We start from the raw sequence: 24,034 nt of genomic DNA on the forward strand, positions 1-24,034 counted from the left end.
TGGGCCTACTCATGCAACACAGATCCGTGCGAGCGATCATCGGGATCCGGATGGTTCGGAGAGGACCGCGAGATGAGATGGTTGGCTCGATCGCTGGTCGCGTTAGTCGTGGTGATGGCGTACCTCGCGCCCACCGCAGCCCAGGCCGAGAACGTGAAGGTCACCGTCCACCTGTACAGAGTGGTCGAAGTGGAGTGCGGCGAGGGGGAAGGCGAGTCGTGCGGGAACGATTACTACCCCAGGTTCCTGATCGACGGTCAAGGATTCGGCGCCGACAAAGACGACTTCTGCTGCGCCCACGGGCCCGACTTCAGGACGAACTGGTCGCGCACGGTGACGGTGAACCCCGACCACAATCCCATCGACATCCACCTGGAGCTGTGGGACCAGGATGACCTCACCCCGGACGACCCCATCGACTGGGGCGCGCCCGGAGATGATCTGGACATCACGTTCGACCTGAACACCTGCATCTTCACCGGCGGCGACCTGACCGCCCAACAGGGGGCGGGCATCCTGTCCCTGACGGGACAGAGCGAGGCCAGCGGGGTCGACTCGGCCCGCGGTTACTTCACCATCACCACCGACCATTGCCTCGCGGAGGCGAAGAAGGCAAGCAGGGACAGCGACGGCGACGGCCTCCAGGATTCCTGGGAGATACCCGGCCTAGGTCTCGACGCCAACACCGACGGCACGGTGGACCTGCCCCTGGGCAACCCGCCGTACAACGCCCTGCCGTACCGGAAGGACCTGTTCGTCGAGGTTGACTACCTGAAGGGGTTTCGGCCCGACTACCTGGGCCTCCTGGACGTCGTCGACGCGTTCGACCGCGCACCGGTCGATCGATACCACGGCGGCACATACTTGGGCGTCCGGCTCCACATCCTGGACATCGACGAGGAACTGCCGCATGTGCCCGTGCTCCGCTTCATCCCGGGCAACGATGGCCAACCAGACAATTTCAGCTTCATCAAGAACGGCGCGCCGAACAGCACCTGTGCGGGCGCCTTCGGCACCGCAGCCGACCGCTCCAGCCCGAACTGCGTGAACATCCTGAAGGCCAAGAGCATGGTGTACCGGTACATGATCTTCGGCGACCGCGTCGAGGACAAGAACCGGAGAACCGATGGGTCGGGCCCTGGCCGAGTGGGAACCCACCAGCCCCAGGGGCGGCAACGACTTCGTCGTCACCATGGGCGTGTTCACCCCCAAGGAACTCCAGAATCTGGGCGGGCGGGCGAACGCCGAGAAGTCCACCTTCATGCATGAGCTGGGACACACGCTGGGCCTGGGACACGGCGGCGACGAAGAGATCAACTGCAAACCCAACTACCTCAGCGTGATGAACTACTCCTACCAGTTCCAGGACTACGACCGCATCCGGCCGCTGGACTACAGCAGCGCGGCCAGCGGCACCGCCCTCGGCGTGCCCCTGCAGGAGAACCATCTCAACGAGAACGTCGGGGTGTACGCCAGCCCCGATCGTCAGGTCGTGTACGGCGTCGACGGCAAGCCCCGAACGGTGACCGCCACCAGCGGATTCATCGACTGGAACGGAAACGGCACACGCCAGGGCGACACTCCTGCCAACATCAACCGCATCCTGAAAGAGTGCCCCGATCAGGCCCTGCAGGCGCTGCACGGCTTCGACGACTGGGCCAACATCCAGTACAATCCCCGCCTCAACGCCGGCTTCTTCGCCGACGGAGCGCGCCGCGACCTGCCGCAGGAACTCACCGCGGAGATGATCCGTGCCAGGTTCCAGAAGTCCGACCTCAAGCTCACCAAGTCCGCCGACCAGACCGAAGCCGTCGGCGGCGACACCCTGACCTACACGGTGACCGTCACCGACCTCGGCCCCGGCGCCGCCGGCGCCGTCTCTCTCACCGACACCCTGCCCGACGGCACCACGCATCACCGCTCGCTGCCCGACCTGGCCAACGGCGCGGTCCACACCGTGACCCCCGAGTTCACCTACCAGGTCCCCTGCGCCACGACCGACGGCGCCGTCCTCACCAACACCGCAACGGTCACGGGCAAGGACTCCGACGGCACCCCCGACCCCTACACCGACGACAACACCGACCGCGCCACCACCACCATCCGCGCCCCGGCCCTGACCGTGAAGCAGACCGCGACCCCCACGGTCAACGCCGGCGAGGCCGTGAGTTACACCGTCACCTACGCGAACACGGGCGGCGGCGCCGCGTCCGACACCGTCGTCACCGCCACGCTCCCCTCCGGCCTCTACTACAGCAAGGTGCTCGACCTGGGCACGGGCCCCCGACCCGGCTCGGTGACGCTCAACGCCGACGGCACCCGGACCCTCGTCTGGAACGTGGGCGACACACCGGCAGAGTCCGGCGACCGGGAGATCGTCTTCACCGCGCGGCCGACGCTGCTGGCCCCGGCGGGCACGACGTATCCGAGCCAGGTGTCCGTGAACTACAAGAACGCAGGCGGCGCGTGCGTCTTCGCCCCCGTCACCGCCACGGCGACCACCACGGTCACGGCCGTGCCGCCGACCCGCGACCCGCTCTCCAAGGGCTTCTGGAAGAACCACGCCGGCCAGTGGACGGCCGAGGTCCTCGCCCGTGTCCAGGCCACCGACCAGCGCTACGACAGCGACCGGAGCGGAGCCCTGAACACCGCCGAGGTCACGACCGCGTTCAGGGGCGACAACGCGCCGAAGAGCGTGCTCACCGAGCACCTCCTGGGCACCTACTTCAACCTGGCGACCCGGCGCGTCAACGCCGACACCACGATCAGCTCCAGCCCCGGCACCGTGCGGGCCGCGGTGCTCTACGCCCAGGTCACAACCGACCTGCCGGTCGACTCCGGCACCGCCGAGCGGTACAGCAGGAGCATCCGCCTGCTGGATGACATCAACGCCAACAGGATCGAGGTGTACTGAGGGTCAGGCCGGCGGACAGCAGGCCCTACACGATCATGTTCGCCGGCGGCTGTGCGCCGCCGGATAGCACACGCATTCCGCCCTGGTTCGGTCATGCCCGGGGCGCGTAAGCAGGCCGATGCCGCCTCCCCACGAAGGTCAACACACAGACGGACCCGGTCTCGGGGTCCTCGTGGGGAGACGCTCTGTCATGCGGCGAGGGCATCGAGAACGCGTGGGTAGGCGATCTCGCGAGGCGTCGATGCACTTCGCGTACACCCTGAGCAGAGCTTCGGGTGTGGACACCAGCGGCGGGCGCGGCACCACGTGCACCCGCTCCTCCCCCGCCGCCCTCCGGCACGGCGCACGCTTACCCAGCCGCACTTTATTGCACAGTCTGTAAATATTCACCTTGAAGACCTTGCGGCGACATGGCGATGCCCGGAATGATCCCGACGGGGAGCCTTCACCTGGAACAACTTCCTCTGGAGTCTGTCAATATGCGTAACCATGTGCCGCCCGCCTGTGACGACACGCAGAGGTCACGTCACCTGGCGCCGCCGCGGCGTCTCACCTGACAGCACTCCTCGGACTCCCTGAGACCCACACCCTTGATCCCCAAGAAACCTCGCAGAAGGAATGCCCATGCGCCTCTTGGTCCCTCCCCTCGCAGTCGCCGTGGCCTTGACCGGACTGCTCGCCGCCACGAACACCACCGCAGCCGCCGCCGACCGCGGAAGCAAGCCGAGCTACCGGTTGGACTGCGACGGCAACGGCCCCGGCAGCACCTGCACAGTGGTCGCCACCGGCAAGGCCCGGCCTCACCGCGTCGAAGAGTTCGTCACCACCGTCAGGAGCGGCGACCAGGTATGGGCGCGAGACACCCTGTACACGCGTGACGGGCAGGTGCGCAGCCGGCCCTTCGTGCTCCCCGACAAGGACGTGACGGTCGACGTCTCCCTCACCTCCCTGCCGGAGAAGCACGTGGGAACACCGCTCCGGCTGATGGCATGGAACCTCTTCGTCGGCGGCACCTACAACCGCCAGGAGAACACCGGCGAGAACCTCGCCCAGATGATCGACTACATGAACGAGGTCAACCCCGACATCCTTTTCGTGGTCGAGGGGTACGGCTCCGGCCAGAAGATCCTCGACGGGCTGAACGCAGGACGGGCGGAGGGCGACCGATTCGCCAGCGTACAGCTCACCACGCCCGAGGACTACAGCGTCAACGGCGACAACCTGTGGCTTTACACCAAGCTCGACATCCAGAAGGTGTACCCGCGCTACGCCGACGCCGACATCAGCTCGTTCAACCTGGGCGGCGCCCGGCTCGGCCTGCCCAACGGCAAGCACGTCCACGCCTTCAGCCTGTGGACCTGGCACGACGGTTGGGCCTACGGCGACACCCACGACGCGGCGGTGCAGAACACCCACGGCCTGCCCCGCACCAAGACCAACGAACAGATCCTGGAGGGCGACAACCTTCGCCGGGTCGCCATGGGCAAGGCCATCCTCGAGAAGGCGATCCCGTCCTTCATCGGCGATGACGATGCCCCGGTGCTCATGGGCGGCGACCTCAACGCGCAGTCGCACCTGGACTGGAGCGAGCAGTTCGCCAACGCCCCCGGCCACGGCGGCGTAGTGCTGCCTTGGCCGTACACCAAGCTGTACACCGACCACGGCTTCATGGACACCTTCCGCTACGCCAACCCCGACGCCGGACGCTACCCCGGCCGCACGTGGAGCCCTTACCACGGCATGGGCGCCATTCCAGGCCGCATCGACTACGTCTTCGCCCGCGGCAAGGACGTCCGCGTCCTGGGGTCCCGCGCCGACATCGATCGCCTCCCCCGCCACCGGCAGAGCTGGCTCAACCAGCCCTACCCCTTCTACTCCGACCACGGCTCCGTCGTCACCGACATCCTGATCCGCGGCAAGGGGACCGGACCCGATCGGGAGCCCGTCACCGAGGAGCCCGGCAAGGGACGCCACATCTGGCCGGCCGAGCCCGCCGGGCGCCGCGTCCCGCCCGCCGAGCTCAAGGCCACTGCCAGCACCTTCAAACCCGGCATCGGCGATCCGCGCAATGCCATCGACGGCAAGCTGACCACCGACTTCCACTCCGACTACCCCGCCGTCCCCCCACAGCCGCACACCATCACCGTGGACCTCGGCCGCGTCAGGGAACTGTCGGCCGTACGGTTCCAGCCCAAGCTGCGCACGAACATGAACGGCACCATCCTCAAGGGCATGGTGCAGGTCAGCGACGACGGCATCACGTTCAGGGACGTCACACCCGTCGAGTGGCCCCGCATGACCGCGCCCAACGACGTCAGCCTCCAGGGGCTCTCGGCCCGGTACATCAGGCTGCGCTCCGACTACGGCATCGGCGGAGCCTCCGCCCTGGCCGAGATCATCCCCTACGAGAAGGCCTGACACCGAGGGTCGGCCGAGCCGGGTTCACCCTGGCTCGGCCGGCCTCCAAGAGGAGGGGCGTCAGGAGACGCCCTGAGGAGCAGCGGGGTCAAGGATCGCCCCTTCCAGCGAGAAGAGCCGCTCGTCCACATCGTCCAGCGCCAGGCAGGCTCCGCCCAGGGCGACGCATTCCTCACCGAGCGTCGACGGCCGGATGTCGGGAACGCGCACGCAGTGGGGCTCAAGGGCCCGGTTGAGCGCGGGAAGCAGGACGTCGGCCGAGCGGGAGAAGCCACCGCCCAGAACGACCAGTTCTGGATCCAGGGTCAGCACCATGGCGGCGGTGCCGAGGGCGAGGTGGTGGGCGTAGGTGTCGACGGCGGCCTGGGCTTCGCGGTCTCCGGCGCGGGCTGCGTCGAAGACGAGCCGGGCAGCCTCCTCAGGTGATGCGCCGACGGCCGCGCGACAGCCCTCCAGGTGGCCGGCCATGGTGCGCCACCCGGTGACCTCCATGAGGCCCACCTCGCCGGTGGCTCCGCTGAACCCGTGGTGAAGCCTGCCGTTGAGGATGAGCGCAGCGCCGGGCCGGCGGCCGACGTGCAGGTAGACAAGGTCCTGAACACCTGCGGCGACGCCGAGCCGCTGCTCGGCGAGAGCGGCTAGCTTGCTGTCGTTCTCGATGGTGATCGGGCAGGGCAGGCGCTGCCCGAGATGGCCGGCCAGTTCGACTCCGGCCCAGTCGGGAAGATCGTGGACGCGGGTGACCAGCCCTTCCCTGTTGACGACGCCGGTGCTTCCTGCGGTGACGCCCCACAGGTCGGAGGCTGCCCGGCCGGCGGCGACGAGTGCGGCGTCGATGGCTCTCCACACGGCCTCCAGCCGCTCATGCCGGGCGGTGTGCCGGTCGACGGCGACCCGGCCGCTGGCGATGACCCGGCCCGCGAGGTCGGTGACCACGGCCAGGACCTTGTGAACTCCTATGTCGATGCCCAGCACGTGCCCGACGTCGGTGCGGAAGCGGTAGCGCTTGGCGGGCCGGCCCAAGGTGCCCGGTGTGGGGTCCACCTCGGCGATCCAGCCACGTTGCTGGAGCTCGGCGACGACGTCCCCCACGGAGGCTCGCGACAGCCCGGTCTGCGCGACCAGCTCTGTGAGCGTCAACGGTGCGCGCGCCTCACGCAGGACGCGGAGGCTGTTCAGGGTGTTCTGCTGACGCAGCCGCTGAAGGTCTCCACCACTGACCTGCACGGGTGTGCTCCTCACTATCAACAGGGTCTGAATTATGTCGCGCCGGTCCAGCCTGATCATCCGGCATCGAAGGTCTTGACGGCAAGGCGGGATTCGTGAATATCTATGGAGCCTGTAATAAAGGGAGTGTTCCAATGACATTGACCATAGCCGTCGTCGGGGCGGGAGCGCGCGGCCAGATCTACGCCAGGGCGGCGGCGGCTGACGGTCGGGCACGCATCGTGGCTGTGGCCGACCCCGACCCGGTGAGGCGGGCCGCGCTGGCCACCGAGCACGACGTGCCGGAGCGGTCCCGCTTCACGGGATGGGCTGACCTGGCCGCCGTGCCGAAGCTGGCGGACGCTGTGGTCATCGCGACGCAGGACCGGTTGCACGTCGAGCCGGCGGTCGCCTTCGCCGAGCTGGGTTATGCGATCTTGCTGGAGAAGCCGCTGGCCCCCACCGAGAGGGAAGCCCGCCGTATCGTCGAGGCGGTCGACCGCAGTGGCGTGGTCTTCGCGGTCTGCCACGTGCTCCGCTACACCGCCTACACCAAAGCGTTCAAGGAGCTCCTGGGTAGCGGCAGGTTGGGTTCGCTCTCCAGCGTCCAACACCTGGAGCCGGTGGGATGGTGGCACATGGCCCACTCTTTCGTGCGCGGTTCCTGGCGCAACACGGTCGAAGCGGGGCCGATGCTGTTGACCAAGTCCTGTCACGACATCGACTGGCTGCTCCACCTCGTCGGCGAGGAACCGGTCGCCGTGTCGTCCTTCGGCTCGCTGACCCACTTCCGGCCGGAGAACCGGCCGCAGGGCGCGGGCACGCGGTGCGTGAGCTGCCCTGTCGAGCCGACCTGCCCTTACTCGGCCACACGCCTCTATCTGGGCTGCCTCGGGGATCCGGCCCGGGAGTTCTGGCCGCTCGGCGCCGTCACCTCCGACGCCAGTACGGCAGGCGTCATGCGCGCGCTGGAGACCGGTCCCTACGGCCGTTGCGTCTACGACTGCGACAACGACGTGGTGGACCAGCAGGTCGTCACCCTGGAGTTCGCGCGGGGCGCGACCGCGTCGTTCACGATGACGGCGTTCACCCCGCTGGAGCACCGCAAGACGCGGGTTTTCGGCACCCACGGCTTCGCCGAAGGGGACGGGCGCCACATCAGGATCGTCGACTTCGTGACCGGCGCCGAGGAGACCCTTGACACCGGGACGAACGCGGGCGCATCGCTGGCCGATGGCCATGGCGGTGGCGATGCGGGCCTCGTCAGGGCGTTCATCGACGCGGTGGCGGCCGGAGACCAGGCGCCGCTCGGCGCCGACCCGGCCGAAGCTCTGGCCGGGCACCTCGTCGTGTGGGCCGCCGAACGCGCCCGCGAGACCCGGACGGTGCAGGCGCTGTGACCCTGATCCCGGCGCCCTCCCGCTGCGCACCAGGACAAGGGCTGTTCACCTTCACCGCCGCTACGCCGTTGACCGCCGACCCAGTGCTGGCCAGGGCCGCGGCGTGGCTCCGCCACGCGCTCACCTCGGCCACCGGCCTGCCGCTGCTCGAAGGTCCCGGCGGGGTCGAGATCCGCCACACCGTGGGCCTCGGGCCCGAGGAATATCGGCTCACCGCCACGACGGAGTCCGTCCTGATCGAGGCCTCGGCCCAGGCCGGTGCTTTCTACGGGGCGCAGACTCTTCGCCAGCTGCTCGACCCGGCCGCTTTCCGCGCCGGCCGTACCGGAGACAGGACCTGGAGCATCCCCGCGATCGAGATCGCCGACGCCCCCACGTACGGCTGGCGCGGCTGTCTCATCGACGTCGCCCGGCACTTCCTGCCCAAGAACGACCTGCTGCGGTACATCGACCTGCTGGCCGCGCACAAGCTCAACGTCCTCCATCTGCACCTGACGGACGACCAGGGCTGGCGGCTGGAGATCAGGAAGTACCCGAAACTCACGGAGGTCGGCGCCTGGCGACGCGAGTCACCGTTGGGCGCCAGGCGGCATCGCCTGTTCGACGGGCGTCCGCACGGCGGCTTCTACAGCCAGGACGACATCAGGGAGATCGTCTCCTACGCGGCCGACCGCTCCGTCACGGTCCTCCCTGAGATCGACCTGCCAGGCCACACGCAGGCCGCCATCGCCGCCTACCCCGAGCTCGGCAACCTCGACGTCCCCCTGGGGGTGCGCACCGAGTGGGGTGTCGGAGAGAACGTCATCAACGTCTCCGACGAGACGATCGCCTTCTTCACCGATGTCCTCGACGAGGTCCTCGAGCTCTTTCCCGGCGAGTACATCTGCGTCGGCGGCGACGAGACCCCCAAGACCCAGTGGAACGAGAGCCTCCCCGCCAAGGAGCGCATGCGCGAACTCGGCCTGCGCGATGCCGACGAGCTGCAGACCTGGCTCATGCGGCACTTCACCGACTACCTGCTGGCCCGCGGGCGCAAGCCGCTCGGCTGGGACGAGCTCCTGGAGGGCGGCCTGCCACCAGGCCTCACCGTCGGGGCCTGGCGCGGTGACAGGTGTACGTCGATGGCCGCGCGGGCCGGCCACGACGTGGTCGTCTCCCCGTTCGCCGAGACGTACCTGGATTTCCGCCAGGCGGAGGGCGATCAGGAGCCGGTGCCGATCGGCAGCGTGACCTCCCTGCGCGCCGTCCACGCTTTCGACCCGGTCCCCCATGGCCTCACCGGGCAGGAGCGGAGCAGAATCCTCGGCGCGCAAGCCGCGCTGTGGACCGAGCACATCGACTCGCCCCGCCTCCTCGACTACATGGCCTTCCCGCGACTGGCCGCCTTCGCCGAGGCGATGTGGAGCGACGAGCGCGACTTCGAGGACTTTCTCGTACGGCTGGCCGTACACGAAAAGCGGCTCGACGCCCTGGGCGTGGAATATCGCCCGGCCACCGGCCCGCACCCGTGGCAGCGACGTCCCGACGCTCCCGGCCACCCCCGGACCAGGGCCGAGATCGACAGCGAGCTCGCCGACTGGACCTCCAACCTGCGGCCCTGAACACCCCCCAACCATCTGGAGACAAACGTGCGTTTCCGTCTACCCCTCGCCTGCCTCACCGGCCTGGCCGTCATGACCGCCGGCTGCGGCTCCTCCAGCGAGCCGGAGGCCTCAGGGAAAGCCACGATCAGCTACGCCATCTGGGACAAGAACGACCAGGCGAGCGCGGAGAAGATCATCGCGGCCTTCCAGCAGACCAACCCGAACGTCACGGTGAAGCTCGAGATCACGCCGTGGGACCAGTACTGGACCAAGCTCCAGACGGCTGCGTCCGGCGGCGCCGCACCCGACGTGTTCTGGATGAACAGCCTCAACGTCCGCATGTACGCCAAGGGCGGGATCATCACCCCGATCGAGGAGTCCAAAGTCCAGGGCCTGTCCCCGGCGGTCGTCGACGGGTACCGCTACGACGGCAAGCTGTACGGCCTGCCGCACAACGTGAGCATCCCGGCGCTCTGGTACGACAAGAAGCTCTTCGACGCCGCCGGAGTGGCCTACCCCACCGCCGACTGGACCTGGGATGACGTCAAGGCCGCGGCCAAGAAGCTGACCGATCCGGCCAAGAAGCAGTTCGGCATCCTCGCCCACATGTGGGATCAGGGCGCCTTCTACCCCACGATGCTCCAGGCGGGCGGCCACGTGCTGTCGGAGGACGGCAAGAAGAGCGGCTTCGACGACCCCGCCTCGATCCAGGGCCTGGAGTACTGGACCGACATGATCGAGGAAAAGGTCGCTCCCGTCGCCGAGGTCTACACCGACACCGACCCCATCCAGCTCTTCCAGTCCGGCAGGTACGGCATGTTCTACGGCGGCGCCTGGCTCGCCTCCACCTTCTGGGCCAACCCCGAGATCCGCGAGCGGATCGACGTGGCCCCGCTGCCCAAGGGTCCGGCCAAGGAGGCCGTCATCCTGCTGGGCCTGGCCAACGCCGTCTCGGCCAAGACCAAGCACCCGAAGGAGTCGGCGGCCTTCGCCGAGTTCGTCGCCTCCGAGCAGGCCCAGAAGATCCTCAGCGACAGCGGCGGCGGCTCCCTCTCGCTCCGCGACGGCACGCAGGAGGGCTGGTTCAAGGCCTTCCCCACCTTCCACCTGAAGGAGACCTACGACGCCTCGATGCCCAACGGCGTGCCGTACCCGGTGTCGCTGAACACCGCGCAGTGGCAGGACGTGCAGAACAAGCTGCTCGCCGAGGCCTGGGCAGGCAAGCGGCCGGTGGCCGACGTCGCCAAGGAGATCGCGGCGCAGATGAACGAGATCCTGGCCAAGGAGTAACCGATGCACTCCAAGCGCGAGTGGGCGTGGGGGTACCTCCTCATCGCACCGATGGCGCTGGGTCTGGCCGTCTTCTACCTGTGGCCCATCGTTCAGACCCTGTATCTCAGCATGACCGAGTCGGGCGTCTTCGGCGGCTACACCTGGGTGGGGACGGCCAACTTCGCCGACCTGTTCACCGACGAGGAGATGTACGGCGCGCTCGCCAACACCCTGCTCTACGCGGTGCTGGTGCTGGCGGGCGTTCCGCTGTCCATCGTCGTCGCGGCGCTGCTGAACGTGCCGGGGCTGCGCGGGCTGAGCCTCTACCGCACCCTCTACTTCCTGCCCGTGGTCACGATGCCCGCCGCGGTGGCCCTGACCTGGAGTTACCTGTTCAACGGCGACTTCGGGGCGATCAACCACGTCCTGGGCACGGTGGGGATCGACGGGCCGTATTGGCTCGGCGACCCCGACTTCGCGATCTACGCCATCGCGGTCGTCGGGATCTGGAGCTCGATCGGCTACAACGCCGTGTTGTTCCTGGCCGGGCTGCAGGGCATTCCGCGTCACTACTACGAGGCCGCCGAGATCGACGGGGCCGGGCGGCTGCGGCAGTTCTTCCGCATCACGCTGCCGCTGCTCACGCCCACCACGTTCTTCGTCATGGTCATAACGATGATCAACGCGCTGCAGGTCTTCGACCTCGTCTATCTCATGATCGACCTGAAGAGCCCAGCCCTGGAGGGCAGTCGCACGATCGTCTACCTGTTCTACGAGACGGGCTTCGTGCAGAACCAGCGTGGGCTCGCCGCGACGATCGCCGTCATCCTGCTCGGGCTGATCCTGGTGCTGACCGCGTTCCAGTTCAGGCTACAGAAGAAGTGGGTGCACTATGAGTAGGCCCAGGACCTGGCCGGCGCACGTGTTCCTGGCCGCCGGCGCGCTGGTCATGCTCGCGCCGTTCGCCTGGCAACTCGTGGTCTCGCTGCAGACCCTGCCTGACTCGCTACGGGTGCCGCCGAAGTTCACGCCCTCCTGGCAGTGGTCGAACTTCGCCGATGTGTTCCGGTCGGTGCCGCTGGCCAGGCAGTTCCTCAACACAGTCGTGGTCACCGCGGCCGTCACCGCCGGGCAACTGCTGCTGTGCTCGCTGGCCGCGTTCGCCTTCGCCCGGCTCCGCTTTCCAGGCAGGGGCGCCCTGTTCCTGCTCTTCCTGGCCGTCCTCATGGTGCCAGGGGAACTGTTCCTCATCCCGCGTTACGAGATCATGATGGAGCTCGGCTGGCTGAACTCTCTGCAGGCGCTGATAGCGCCAGGCGTGTTCGGCGCGTTCGGTACCTTCCTGCTCCGGCAGTTCTTCCTGTCGTTGCCCAGGGAACTGGACGAGGCGGCCTCGATCGACGGGGCGAACCCGCTGCAGATCTACTGGCACATCCTGCTCCCTCTGGTCAGACCCGGCCTGCTGGCGCTCGGCATGCTGACTGTCATGTGGTCGTGGAGCAGCCTGCTCTGGCCACTGGTGGTCAACACCGATCCGGAGATGATGACGCTCTCGGCCGGACTCGCCTCACTCCGCGGTCAGTTCCTGACCAACTTCCCCATCCTGTTCGCCGGGTCGGTCGTGGCCTCGCTGCCCGTGATCGCCCTCTTCGTCGTCATGCAACGCCAGCTCATCGCCGGCATCGCCTTCACCGGTTCGAAGGGCTGATCGATGCCGACCTCAATCCCAGCGCACAGCACGAAACCGTGTTTCCGAGCGGGGGATCGGATTTCAGCCGCGGTGACGGCTCGACCGCCGAGCGGCAGCGGGGCGCCCGTGAGACGCACCTCGCTGCCGCCGTACGCGCTCACGGCAGTGGCCCCCGCACCCCATCAGGTGACAGGGACCCGAGCAGGACGGCTCAGCCGAAGGGGGTGCATCCTGCGGGGTACGCATTACCCGAGGTGACGATCTTTCCGCACGCCCGCCACGGGGACCCGTGGATGCCGACCGTCCCGGAGTTCATGGATGTGCTGCCCGACGGCACCTTCCTGAAGCCGGTCACGACGCCGGTCGCGTTCGTCACCCACACCTCGTCGCCTGCCTTCGCATGGATGATCTGGGCATGCCAGCCGTTGTCGCACCTCCAGAGGCGGACCGCCGTCGGGCGGGCGGCGGTGCCGCCGGACAGCCGGGTGGGCCCCGCCGTCACGGCGCAGCCCTGCGCCGAGAGTTCACCGGACGCTGCCAGGTCCCGTGCGGTCTGGGCGGAGGCGGGGGGTGCGGCCAGCGCCACGGTGGCCGCCGACATCGCCACGATCGCCGCTCTCCTGACGGCTGTGGTCCCGATTCGCATGATTCCTCCTGATGGAAGAGGTAATTCGCCGACCTCAGGAGTCAAGCCGGTGGCTGCGTCAGGACTGTGTCACACCAGTTTCACCGCGCCTGACGTCACTCATGGGCCCAGATCAGGGCCAGGAAGGAGTGGTGGCCGCCGTCCCTGCCCACGATCACGCGAACCCCGGCGAAACGCTCTCGATCCGCATGGGTGAGGTCGGCAGCGCGCCCGGTGAACACGGCCACGCGTGCGTGGGGCTGCCGCACTCCCGTCGGCGAGCGGAGGCTGGGTGGCGGCTCCTCGCGGAGCAAGGAGGCGTGGACGCGCCGCAGGTCGGCCGAGGGCGCGGTGCCCAGTTCCTCGGCCAGCAGCCGCCTGAGCCGTTCGTAGCTGGCCAGTGCCTCGGCCTGCCGCCCCGAACGACCGAGCGCGACGAGCAGGCGCTCCCACAGCGGTTCGCGCAGCGGGTGGCGCGCGGACAGCTCCATCAGCTCCGCGACCAGCTCGCCGTGACGCCCTTCGGCCATGTCGAGGTCGATCCGCCGCTCCACCGCGCCCAGCCGCGCCTCCTGCAGGTAGGCCGAGGCTGACGCGCACAGCCAGTCGGAGTCGACGCCTTCGAACGGCGAGCCACGCCACAGCGCCAGCGCCTCCTCCACCAGGGCGCGCTCCGCGAGCGTTCCTGGCGCGCGGCCCGCCTCGGCCAGCAACCGCCGAAAGCGCAGCACGTCGATCCGGTCGGGATCGACGTCCAGCAGGTAGCCGTCGGACAGCGTGCGAATCACGTCCCGGCCGAGCGCGCGGCGCAACCTGGTGACGTAGGTCTGGACGCCGCGCCGCGCGTTGAGGGGCAGATCCTCTCCCCACAGCGCCAGGGCGAGGCGTTCCACGGGTACCGTGTCGCCCGCGGAGATCGCCAGCGTGGCCAGCAGTGTTCTCAGGCGACCGGCGGTGAGCCGGATCTGGACATCGTCCCGCCGTACCTCCAGCGGCCCCAGCAGGGCGACGGCGACTCCTCTACCGCTCATGCGCTCACTGTCCTCCGCTCCCGCCGCCCGCGCGTCCGCCCGGCGGCGGCAGGACGAGTACGCCGTGTGGCGCACATGTGCCGTGTCGGGCTGACGCGGGCGGACCGGATGGACGAGTCCGGAGGCTGGTCACGATGAGTGGGCGTAGGCGACAAGGGATCGTTCGATCGGCTGGCGGGCGTGGCTGGTGCAAGGATCCCTGGCGGAACGCGAAGGGGCGAGTGACCTGACAAGCCATCGGACCGGACTTTCGTGCTGTCTCCACCGGAAGCCTCCCATGGGCGGGGTCACATGACTGCCGGACTTGACTATCGGCACATGCGTTCCGGTTCGGAACGAGGGCGGAGGCACGTGTCCGGAAACGTGGCGTCATCGTCTGGTACGGCCAACGCCTGCTACGGCCACGATCAGGGGCGACACAGCTCCGGATGAAGCCACACTGCCTCAAACGCGCCGAACCTACGACGAGTCCGTCTCCCCGCCTGGCCAGGGCGTGGACGAGGTTGCTGGGAAGACGCCCTCAACGACCGGCGACGGCTGTCAGCGCAGCGTGTGGCTGCCGCGGGAGCCCGGGCTCCGGTCAGTAGCGTCGGCACGGGGTACGGCGCGCCTCGTTGCCAGGTTCGCCAGCAGTCCGGCCACGCTCACAGCGGCGCCCGCCAGACCCAGTCCGGAAGGCGTGAGCTGCTCCTGGAGCAGGCCACCGAGGGCGCCCCCGAGGGCGACGCCGACGTAGATCGCCGAGTTGTTCAACCCCAGCAGCACAGCAGCGGCATCCGGCGCGTGCGCGACAAGGCGGCTTTGCTGCGGCACAACAGGCAGCGAGACGCAGACGCCCCAGAGCACCGCCCACACGATCGTCATCGCGAAGTCGCCGGTGGCCTGAGGGCTGACCCCGAGCATGACGGCGGCGGCGGCCAGCCCCCACGAGACCACCTGCCGAGGGGGGAAGCGGTCGGCGAGCCGTCCCGCCGCCATGTTGCCCACCATGTTGCCCACGCCCCAAGCCAGCAGCACGACGGTCAGCGACGTCGCAGAACCGCCGGTGGCACCCGCGACCGTGGGACTGATGTAGGTGTAGAGAACATGGGTGCCCGCAAGGGTCAACACGGTGACGGCGAGCATGCCGAACACGCGGATCTCCCGCAGCGGGGCCAGCCTGTCCCGCAACGTGACTGCCGGCAGGGAGATCGGCCCCAGGGCGACGGTCACACCCGCCGCCGCGACGACGCCGAGCGCGGCGACGGCCCACAACGTCAGCCGCCAGTCGGCGCCGCCGATCAGCGTGCCCGCCGGCAGTCCGAACGCGATGGCCAGCGTGAGCCCGCCCATGACGAAGGCCAGCGCCCGGCCGCGCCGTTGCTCGGGTGCGATCGCGGCCGCGGCGCCGATCAATCCGGCGCCCATGGCCGTCACGACGCGCGCGATAATCACGACCTCGTAGTTCGGGCCCACGGCCGTCGCGGCGTTGCCGACCACGAAGATCGCCAGGGCCAGCAGCAGGGCGGCCCGCCGATCCATCCCGCTCGTCAGCGCTCCAAGGATCGGCGCCGACACGGCGAACGCCAACGCGAACGCCGTAACCAGTTGCCCGGCCACCGCGACGCTCACGTCCAGGTCGGCGGCGATCTGCGGCAGCAGTCCGGCGATGATGAACCCGTCGGTGCCGACCGCGAAGAGCGCCATCGACAAGGGGATCAGCTGCCTGAGCAGCCGCTTCTGATCTCTCAACGTTCTTTCGTGTCCTTCCCGTGGCCCACCCCGCCGCGGAGCGCTCACGTCGAGCGGTCACGACCGTGGCGGCATGGGCGCGGCAGTATGTCCTTGCCGCGCCAGCATTTTCAGCGCCACTTGCTGATCGCTGTCCGACGGCTGTCCGGCGTAGGGTGGGCAGGTGCGGTTCGGTGTGCTTGGCCCTCTCTCGGTGGCGAAGGCGGACGGGACGCCGGTTGCCGTGCCCGGGGTCGAGGTGCGGGCCCTCCTGGCGCTGCTCCTGCTGCACGAAGGCCGCCTGGTCCCAGTCGACAGGCTGATCGGCGACCTGTGGCCTGGCTCGTTGCCGGCGCACCCCGCGAACGCGTTGCAGATCAGGGTCGCCCGGCTACGCCGGGCGCTGGAGGCTGCCGAGCCTGGCGCGCGTGCCTTGGTGGAGCACCGGTCCGCCGGTTACCGGCTTCGCGTGCCGGCCGAGTCGATCGACAGTGTCAGATTCCAGACGCTGCTTCATCGTGCCCGCACCTCCGTCGATCCATGGACCCGACGCCAGGTGCTCACTGACGCGCTGACGTTGTGGCGAGGCCCGGCGCTCGCCGGCTTCGAGGACCGCGCGTTTCACGCAGCCGGTGGCCGAGCGGCTGACCCAGCAGCGGCTGGCCGCCCTGGAAGACCTCGCCGAGGCGCGACTGGATCTGGGCGAGCACCACGCGGTCGCCGCGGAACTGACCGAATCGGTAGGCCGGCACCCCGGCCGCGAGCGGCTCGTGGCAGCGCAGATGCGTGCGCTCCACCGCTCCGGACGGCAAGCGGAGGCGCTGGCCGCGTACGACGAGTTCCGCCGCCGGATGGCGGTGGACCTGGGGCTCGATCCGAGCCCGGAGTTGGCGGCGCTCCATCAGGCGGTCCTGGTGCGCGACCCGGCGCTGGAGACGCCGCCGGGTCAGTGCCCCACGAACCTGCCCACCCCGGTGACCGAGCTGATCGGCAGGGAGGCGGCGGTCGCCGACGTGCTCATGTCGCTGGAGAGTCGGCGTCTGGTCACGCTCACGGGCCCCGGCGGGGTGGGCAAGACCCGCCTGGGAGTGGCGGTCGCCGCTGCGCTGGCCCCGTCGTACCCGGACGGCGTGTGGCTGGTCGAGCTGACCGGGTTGGATGGCGCCCATGCGGCCGATGCCGTCGCCGAGGCCGTGATGGCGGTGCTGGGCATCCGCGAGAACACCATGCTGGGGCCGGCTCCCGCCGGCGAGCCGATGGGCCACCTCGATCGGCTGACCGCCTTTCTGCGCGGCAAGAGACTCCTTCTCCTGCTCGACAACTGCGAGCACGTGGCGGGACAGGTCGCGGAGCTCGTGCTGGCCCTGCTCCATGCGGCGCCCGGCCTGCGCGTGCTGGCGACCGGCCGCGAACGGCTGGGCATGGCCGGCGAGGTGCTGTACGCGGTGCCGCCGCTGGACGTCCCCACCCCCGGGGCTGATGTGGAGGCCATATGGGAGTCCAGTGCGGCGCGGTTGTTCTGCGCCCGCGCCGCCGACGCCGATCCGGGGTTCACGCTGGAGGCGGCCAACGCGCGGGTCGTGACCGACCTGGTACGCGGGCTGGACGGTCTGCCGCTTGCTCTCGAGCTGGCCGCCGCGAAGGTCCGGGCACTGGGTGTGCACGAGCTCGCAGCCCGTCTGGATGACCGGTTCCGGCTGCTGGCCGCCGGCAGCCGCGGCGCTCCGGCCAGGCACCGGACTCTGCAGGCCGTACTCGACTGGAGCTGGGAACTGCTCACCGACAACGAACGGGTCGTGCTGCGCCGTCTCGCCGTCATGGACGGCGGCACACTGGCGGCGATCGAATCGATCTGCGCGGACGGCGACGCCGCCGCCCGAGGCGTGGCCGGGACCCTGGCACAGCTCGTGGACCGCTCGATGGTCATGGTCACCGGCGATCGGCGCTACCGCCTGCTGCAGACCATCGCCGCCTACGCCAGGGCGCGGCTCGACGAGGCAGAGGAGAGCGACGCCGTACGTGCCAGACACTCCCTGTACCACGTGTCGATGGCCGAGGCCCTGCTGCCTGGACTGTTCGGTCCTGATCAGCAGTCCTGCCTCCAGCAGCTCGACACCGAGCACGGCAACCTCCATTGCGCGCTGGACCATGCGATCGCTCAAGGGTCCGCCGAGCTCGCGTTGCGGCTGGTCGACGCGCTGGCCTGGTCGCTGTTGCTGCGTGGCCGGGTACGCCAGGCGGCACGGTGGGCCGACCGGGCGCTCGCCGTCGCCGGGCCCGCGCCGCAGGCCCTGCGCGCGCGGGTGCACTCGTGGCAGGCGGGCATCGCGATCCTGCTCGACGTCGAGCACGACCCGGCGGCCGCGGCCCGCACCGCGCTGACACATTTCAGCGGCGCCGACGACCCTGACGGGCTCGCCATGGCGCACTGGTTCTTGGCGTACGTGCTCCTCCACGCCGGAGACCTGGACACCGGCGAGGAGCTGGCGATGCGTGCTGCGGCGGGCTTCCACACGCTCGGCCACCCCTGGGGCCAGGCCGTCGTCGCAAGCCTGCGCGCCAACCACGCACTGGCAAGGGGAGATCTGGCCACCTCGCAGACGGCGTGCGACAACGCACTCGCGCTGTTCCGGTCACTCGGAGACCGGGGCGGCGAACTGCTCACGGTGTACCCGCGCGCCGCGCTTGCCGAGATCCGGGGCGACCATGACACGGCCGAGCGACTGCACCGCGACGGGCTCCGGCTGGCCGAGGATCTGGGCATGTGGGCCGAGGCCGCCGATCGGCTGTCCGGACTCGGCCGGATCGCGATGCTGCGCGATGATCACGGCACGGCGAGAGAGCTCCACGAGCGGGCCAGGCGGCTCGCCGCCGAACACGGCTTCAAGGCCGGCGAGGTCTACGCCGTGATCGGCCTGGGGCAGACGGCCCGCCATTCCGGCGACCTGGCAGCGGCCAGCGATCATCTGCACGAAGCCGCCGCGTGGTATCGCCGGACGGTCAGCGCACCGGGATATGCGGCAGTGCTCAGCGAGCTCGGCTTCATCGCCGAGCGAAAAGGCGACCCGGCAGAGGCGGCTGCCTACCACCGGCAGGCGCTCGCCTCCGCTCGGCGGCTGGGTAATCCCCTGGCCCAGGCCACAGCCCTGGAGGGCATCGCCGGGGCCCACCTGCTGGCCGGTCGGCAGTCACAGGCCGCCCACCTTCTGGGCGCCGCACACGCCCTCCGGGAGTCGTCGGGAGTGACGTGATCTCAGTGTGCCGCCAGGTGGTTGTGCCTTCCGGCTGAGCCGGGTGCGAGTGCGCGGATCTGCCGACGAGCGCGCACCTCTGGCTTCCGGAGCGACGTCACGTGACGAGCACGGCGGTGAGCATCGAGAGATACGACTCATGGGCGAGACGCAGGCTGTCAAGGTCGGACGTCTCGAACCACGCCACAGCGTCGTGCTCGTCCGGCGCGGCGTTGACGGGTGTTCCGGTCCACCTGTCGACCATCCAGATCTGCATGCCGAACGTCGCGGTCCGGATCTCATGCATCGGCGGGCTGGACGGCTCCGATGCCGTGATTCCCAACTCCTCCCGAAGCTCGCGCACAAGGCTCTCTTCCGGATCCTCCCCCTCCTCAACATGACCGCCCGGCAGGTCCCACACGTCGGGATACCAACGGCGTCCGGCGCTTCGATGACACAGCAACACCCGATCGCCGTCGCGAAGAACGGCCGTCACAATCCGGACAGGACCGGAGTCGTCAGCGGAGGTCGTCATCGGCACATTGTGACCCATGCGGATCCGCCGCAGACAAGGCGCGTCCCGCCGCCGACACCCGTCACCGTGCGTGAGCGGTGCGCCGGCCGGCGACAGACACGAGGGGCGGCACCCAACCTCACGAACATCGAGATCGGTGAGATTCCGCTGGTGCCGAAACTCAGCGACCTCTGGTGCCGGAACTCACGAACAAAGCCATGGGGGATGTCGCGTTCGCCGCGGAACCAGTGCAGCACCATGACCGCTTGCCGGAATGGCGTCAAGACCGGCCGGCTGAGTTTCTCGTGGTGAGAGCTCCTCTGCCGGGGGGTCCACGCCTGTTCCCGGCCTTCGGCGACTCCTCCCGAAAAGCCCGGAACGCCGCTGGCGGCGATCATACGAAGGCGTACATGGTGTTGCCATGGGGCTACCTTGATCGGCCCATTCCCCATAAACTACGCGGATGCTTCCTAACCTCGACGGCGAGGCGGGTGCCAGCGCCGAGCAACGCCTCCAGGACGAGACGATCATCTGGCTGACGACGGTCAGGTCCGACGGACAGCCTCAGACGTCGCCTGTGGGGTACGTGTGGGACGGAGTGAGATTCCTGATCATCAGCAATCCCGGCGCCCCGAAGATCCGCAACCTGCGTGACAACCCCAAGGTCACGCTGCACCTGGACCTCGACGGCAACGCGGAGCGATTCAGCGTCCTCACCATCGAGGGCGTCGCCGAGCTGGAACCTGCGCCCCTGGGCGGGCCTGCGCCGCTGAGTGAGCGGGAGGTCTCCGCCTACCTGGAGAAGCACCTGGAGTCGATGCGCTGGGCCGGTTTGACGCCCGAGCAGACCTTTGCCGACTTCTCCACCGCGATCCGGGTGACGCCAATCCACGCCCGCTGCTACTGAGCCGCCTGCCGCTGAGGTGAGCGATCGGGACGGGGCGGCGAAAACCGCCGGTCCGGGATCCACTACACAGGTGAGAGCTCTTCTACGAGGGCTCCACGTCTGTTCCGGCCTTCGACAACTCACTCGCGAAAGCCTGGAACGCCCTTGGAGGCCAATCCGCGATGCCCGTTGTAGTGCTCGGCATACCCTGCTGGGGCGGTGTCAGGTGCGGGTCCAGCGCTGGTTGGCGCCGCCGTGACAGGAGTAGAGCTGGAGCCGGGTGCCGTTGACGGTCCCCTGGCCCACGGCGTCCAGGCACAACCCGGACTGCGCCCCTGTGACGGTGCCGTCGGCGTTCAGGCGCCATTTCTGGTTGCCGCCGCCGTGACAGGAGTAGATCTGGATACCGGCTCCGTTGCCGGCGCCGGCCGCATCGAGGCACTTGTTGCCGTAGACCCGGAGCTCTCCGGCCGAGGTGGCGGTCCACTGCTGGTTGCCGCGCCCGTTGCAGTCCCACAACTGCACCGCGGTGCCGTCGGCGGTGGCGGCGCCGGGCACGTCCAGGCAACGCCCGGAGCCGACTCCCCTGATCTGTCCGGCGGGTGGCGGAGTCGGCGTCGTGGTGGACGAGCCGCCGTCCAGGCCGAAGAAGCGGATGGCGTGCGCGGCCATCCCTGGTCGCGGCAGGTCGTGGCCGGCTCCGGTGATGGTGTACGCCTCGACCTGCCCGGAGCCGAAGACTCGCCGGGTCCATGCGGATTGCGGGCTGTCGGTGGAGGCCGGAGTCTGGCTCAGCCCGTGCACGTTGGTCCACTGGTCGACCTCCTCCTGCAGCATCGTGTACGGCAGCACGGAGTCGGCGGTGCCGTGCCAGGCCATCAGGCGCGGCCGGGGCCCTGTGTAGCCGGGGTAGGCGTTCCTGACCAGGTCACCCCACTGCTGCGGTGTCTTGTCGCCGCACCCGGCGGGGCCGAGGCAACCGTAGGGAACTCCCGCGAACGGCGCGCCGGCCTTGAACACGTCCGGGTACGTGGCGAGCAGGTTGTTGGTCTCCATGGCGCCGGAGGAGAAGCCGGTGGCGAACACTCGCTGCGGGTCGCCGTTGTAGCGTTGCAGCACATAGGCCGTCATGGAGACGATCGACACCGGGTCACTGCCGCCACCGTGGCGCAGGGCCTCGCTGGACCACACGTCGAAACAGTTCGACATGCCGTTGGCGCTCTTGTTCGCCTGCGGGTAGATGACGATGAAACCGTACCGGTCGGCCAATGAGGCGAACTCGGTGCCCTGGTGGAAGCCCGGCGCCCAGCCGTTGCAGCCGTGCATCGCCACCAGGACTCCCGGGCGGGATGCCACCGTGTCGGGGACGTAGAGGTACATCCGCAGGCCGCCGGGGTTGGCTCCGAAGCTGGTCACTTCGGTCAGGGTCGCCGCCGACGCTCCCGGCGCGACCGTGACGAACACGGACAGAGCGGCGGCTACCGCCGTGATCAGAGCCGCCAGGGCGGCTCCGATGCCCGCGCACCTTCTCGTACGGCGTGCGCTTCGCTGCATGGGTTCACCTCTCCGATGTTAGCGTTAACAAACCGCTGGACTGGTGGAGCTCCCCTGGGGCCGGTGGAGGTGGTGGCAGAACGGAGCAAACACGAGGCAGAAAGGGGCTGTCAAGAGCGCCTTAACGTGCAGCGCGTCGACGGAGGCGACACCCGAGCGCGCTCACCTCGGATGACGGGCCTGGCCGGATTCGACCAGCGCGAGCGTCTCCGTGAAACTTTCATTCGCATCCAACCCGAGGCCTCCGTTGAAACTTTCAAGGACCGCCGCCCCAGAGAATGCCCAGTGCAATCGGCAAGGGAAGGATGGAGTCGCCGAAAATTTTTACTCCGTCCTTGACTATTTTCGGTGAGGTTCCCACACTGAGTGCCCGAGGTGATCTCCCCTGCCGGCTCGGTGGTGCTCAACAGGGGACTGCCGTCCCGACGCCTGTGGTGTGCGTCCCAGCCGGGGCGCGGCGTCGGTCCCGCGGGTGTCCCGCACCAACCCTTCCCCGATTCGCATACGGAGGCTCAAGCATGCGTGTCAACGCCATGTCCCCACCCACCGCCCGACGGCCGCTCGGCGCGCGCCGCCGGGCGCTGATCACCGGCGCGCTCGGCGCACTCGGCCTGATCACGGCACTGGCGACGGCGATTCCGGCCGATGCCGCGGCGAGCACACTCGGCGCGGCCGCCGCGCAGAGCGGCCGCTACTTCGGCACCGCCATCGCCTCGGGCAAGCTCGGCGACTCCGCCTACACGACGATCGCCAATCGCGAGTTCGACATGGTGACGGCCGAGAACGAGATGAAGATCGACGCCACCGAGCCCAACCGGGGCCAGTTCAACTTCACCGCCGGGGACCGGGTCTACAACTGGGCCGTGCAGAACGGCAAGCGGGTGCGCGGGCACACCCTGGCCTGGCACTCACAGCAGCCGGGCTGGATGCAGGCGCTGTCGGGCAGCTCGCTGCGCCAAGCGATGATCAACCACATCAACGGCGTCATGGGCCACTACAAGGGCAAGATCTACGCCTGGGACGTGGTCAACGAGGCCTATGCCGACGGCAACTCCGGCGGCCGACGTGACTCCAACCTCCAGCGCACCGGCAACGACTGGATCGAGGTGGCCTTCCGCACCGCGCCCGCCGCCGACCCGGCCGCCAAGCTGTGCTACAACGACTACAACATCGACAACTGGACCTGGGCCAAGACACAGGGCGTCTACAACATGGTCAGGGACTTCAAGGCCCGCGGCGTGCCGATCGACTGCGTCGGCCTGCAGTCCCACTTCAACAGCAACAGCGCCTACAACAGCAACTACCGCACGACCATCCAGAGCTTCGCCGCGCTGGGGGTCGACGTGCAGATCACCGAGCTGGACATCCAGGGCGGCTCGGCCACCACGTACGCCAACGTCGTCAACGACTGCCTGGCGGTGCCGCGCTGTACCGGCATCTCGGTCTGGGGAGTTCGCGACAGCGACTCCTGGCTCGGCGCCAACACCACCCCGCTGCTCTTCGACAGCAACGGCAACAAGAAGGCCGCCTACACCGCGGTGCTCAACGCGCTCAACGGCGGCAGCACGACGCCGCCGCCCGGTGGGGGCGACGCGGGGCAGATCAAGAGCACGGCCTCCGGCCGCTGCGTCGACGTGCCCAGCGCCGGCACCACCGACGGCACCGCGGTACAACTGTGGGACTGCAACGGTCAGAGCAACCAGCAGTGGACGCGGACCTCAGCAGGGGAATTGAAGGTGTACGGCAACAAGTGCCTGGACGCCGGGGGAACGGGCAACGGCGCCAAGATCCAGATCTACTCCTGCTGGGGTGGCGACAACCAGAAATGGCGCGTCAACTCCGACGGCACGATCGTGGGCGTACAGTCCGGGCTGTGCCTTGACGCCGTCGGCGGCGGCGTCGGCAACGGCACGGGGCTGCAGCTGTACAGCTGCTGGGGCGGCAGCAACCAGAAGTGGACCTACAACGCGGGCACCGCGTGAGCTTCACCGGCTGCTCGCC

Annotated in this window: 17 protein-coding genes and 2 pseudogenes; 13 read left to right on the forward strand and 6 right to left on the reverse strand. The window is 68.9% G+C overall.

The annotated features are described in order from the left end of the window. Window positions 1–72: 72 nt before the first annotated feature. The 3 genes from FHR33_RS51190 to FHR33_RS42825 all read left to right on the forward strand — a co-directional run bounded on the left by FHR33_RS51190 (window position 73) and on the right by FHR33_RS42825 (window position 5,332). Window positions 73–1,269, forward strand: a complete 1,197-nt coding sequence (locus FHR33_RS51190) for a hypothetical protein (protein ID WP_246453694.1) — start codon at window positions 73–75, stop codon at window positions 1,267–1,269. 475 nt (window positions 1,270–1,744) lie between these two features. Then, the gene (locus FHR33_RS42820; RefSeq protein ID WP_246453734.1) at window positions 1,745–2,914 is read left to right on the forward strand and encodes a CLIPPER-2 domain-containing protein; all 1,170 of its coding nucleotides are present in this window, start codon (window positions 1,745–1,747) and stop codon (window positions 2,912–2,914) included. A gap of 624 nt (window positions 2,915–3,538) precedes the next feature. Next, window positions 3,539–5,332 (forward strand): discoidin domain-containing protein, encoded by a 1,794-nt coding sequence (locus FHR33_RS42825; protein WP_183660732.1) that lies wholly within the window; start codon window positions 3,539–3,541, stop codon window positions 5,330–5,332. 60 nt (window positions 5,333–5,392) lie between these two features. Here the strand turns inward: FHR33_RS42825 and FHR33_RS42830 are convergent, their stop codons facing one another. Beyond that, on the reverse strand, window positions 5,393–6,559 hold the full coding sequence (locus FHR33_RS42830) for an ROK family transcriptional regulator (RefSeq protein WP_183660734.1): 1,167 nt from the start codon (window positions 6,557–6,559) through the stop codon (window positions 5,393–5,395). 134 nt (window positions 6,560–6,693) lie between these two features. Here FHR33_RS42830 and FHR33_RS42835 point away from each other — a divergent pair, with 134 nt between their 5' ends. Genes FHR33_RS42835 through FHR33_RS42855 form a run of 5 tightly spaced genes read left to right on the forward strand, consistent with a single transcriptional unit; the run spans window position 6,694 to window position 12,501 of the window. After that, entirely contained in the window at window positions 6,694–7,938 is a 1,245-nt protein-coding gene (locus tag FHR33_RS42835) for a Gfo/Idh/MocA family protein (RefSeq protein WP_183660736.1), read from the forward strand. Beyond that, window positions 7,935–9,539, forward strand: coding sequence for a beta-N-acetylhexosaminidase (locus tag FHR33_RS42840; RefSeq protein ID WP_183660738.1), 1,605 nt, complete (start codon window positions 7,935–7,937; stop codon window positions 9,537–9,539). Before FHR33_RS42835 ends, FHR33_RS42840 begins: the two co-directional genes overlap by 4 nt. Window positions 9,540–9,566: 27 nt before the next feature. Continuing rightward, complete coding sequence (locus FHR33_RS42845; RefSeq protein ID WP_183660740.1) at window positions 9,567–10,811, forward strand: ABC transporter substrate-binding protein; 1,245 nt, start codon at window positions 9,567–9,569, stop codon at window positions 10,809–10,811. A gap of 3 nt (window positions 10,812–10,814) precedes the next feature. After that, window positions 10,815–11,693 (forward strand): carbohydrate ABC transporter permease, encoded by an 879-nt coding sequence (locus tag FHR33_RS42850; RefSeq protein ID WP_183660742.1) that lies wholly within the window; start codon window positions 10,815–10,817, stop codon window positions 11,691–11,693. Then, window positions 11,686–12,501, forward strand: coding sequence for a carbohydrate ABC transporter permease (locus tag FHR33_RS42855; protein ID WP_183660744.1), 816 nt, complete (start codon window positions 11,686–11,688; stop codon window positions 12,499–12,501). The genes FHR33_RS42850 and FHR33_RS42855 overlap by 8 nt, the downstream gene beginning before the upstream one ends. Window positions 12,502–12,694: 193 nt before the next feature. On the opposite strand, the gene FHR33_RS42860 is transcribed toward FHR33_RS42855, so the two are convergent. The 3 genes from FHR33_RS42860 to FHR33_RS42870 form a co-directional block, all read right to left on the reverse strand. Next, complete coding sequence (locus FHR33_RS42860) at window positions 12,695–13,129, reverse strand: hypothetical protein (protein ID WP_183660746.1); 435 nt, start codon at window positions 13,127–13,129, stop codon at window positions 12,695–12,697. 95 nt (window positions 13,130–13,224) lie between these two features. Then, the gene (locus FHR33_RS42865) at window positions 13,225–14,139 is read right to left on the reverse strand and encodes an AfsR/SARP family transcriptional regulator (protein ID WP_183660748.1); all 915 of its coding nucleotides are present in this window, start codon (window positions 14,137–14,139) and stop codon (window positions 13,225–13,227) included. 540 nt (window positions 14,140–14,679) lie between these two features. Beyond that, window positions 14,680–15,870, reverse strand: coding sequence for an MFS transporter (locus FHR33_RS42870; protein ID WP_221242518.1), 1,191 nt, complete (start codon window positions 15,868–15,870; stop codon window positions 14,680–14,682). 238 nt (window positions 15,871–16,108) lie between these two features. Between FHR33_RS42870 and FHR33_RS53490 the strand changes: the two are divergent. The 3 genes and pseudogenes from FHR33_RS53490 to FHR33_RS53710 form a co-directional block, all read left to right on the forward strand. Next, window positions 16,109–16,303: pseudogene (locus FHR33_RS53490) on the forward strand (winged helix-turn-helix domain-containing protein); the annotation flags it as partial. A 172-nt stretch (window positions 16,304–16,475) separates the two neighbouring features. Beyond that, a pseudogene (locus FHR33_RS53705) lies at window positions 16,476–17,252 on the forward strand (AfsR/SARP family transcriptional regulator); the annotation flags it as partial. A gap of 1,407 nt (window positions 17,253–18,659) precedes the next feature. Beyond that, window positions 18,660–19,100, forward strand: a complete 441-nt coding sequence (locus tag FHR33_RS53710; protein ID WP_446685818.1) for a tetratricopeptide repeat protein — start codon at window positions 18,660–18,662, stop codon at window positions 19,098–19,100. A gap of 97 nt (window positions 19,101–19,197) precedes the next feature. Here FHR33_RS53710 and FHR33_RS42885 read toward each other — a convergent pair whose 3' ends face one another. Next, complete coding sequence (locus FHR33_RS42885) at window positions 19,198–19,614, reverse strand: NUDIX domain-containing protein (RefSeq protein ID WP_183660752.1); 417 nt, start codon at window positions 19,612–19,614, stop codon at window positions 19,198–19,200. A gap of 442 nt (window positions 19,615–20,056) precedes the next feature. Here FHR33_RS42885 and FHR33_RS42890 point away from each other — a divergent pair, with 442 nt between their 5' ends. Continuing rightward, window positions 20,057–20,500, forward strand: a complete 444-nt coding sequence (locus tag FHR33_RS42890; RefSeq protein WP_183660760.1) for a nitroreductase/quinone reductase family protein — start codon at window positions 20,057–20,059, stop codon at window positions 20,498–20,500. 201 nt (window positions 20,501–20,701) lie between these two features. Here the strand turns inward: FHR33_RS42890 and FHR33_RS42895 are convergent, their stop codons facing one another. Continuing rightward, window positions 20,702–22,033 (reverse strand): extracellular catalytic domain type 1 short-chain-length polyhydroxyalkanoate depolymerase, encoded by a 1,332-nt coding sequence (locus tag FHR33_RS42895; RefSeq protein ID WP_183660762.1) that lies wholly within the window; start codon window positions 22,031–22,033, stop codon window positions 20,702–20,704. 518 nt (window positions 22,034–22,551) lie between these two features. Between FHR33_RS42895 and FHR33_RS42900 the strand changes: the two genes are divergently transcribed. Next, window positions 22,552–24,015: an endo-1,4-beta-xylanase gene (locus tag FHR33_RS42900; protein ID WP_183660764.1), complete on the forward strand. Its 1,464-nt coding sequence runs from the start codon at window positions 22,552–22,554 to the stop codon at window positions 24,013–24,015. Window positions 24,016–24,034 lie beyond the last annotated feature (19 nt).

The sequence above is a fragment of the Nonomuraea dietziae genome, from assembly GCF_014195505.1.
GTDB lineage: Bacteria > Actinomycetota > Actinomycetes > Streptosporangiales > Streptosporangiaceae > Nonomuraea > Nonomuraea roseola.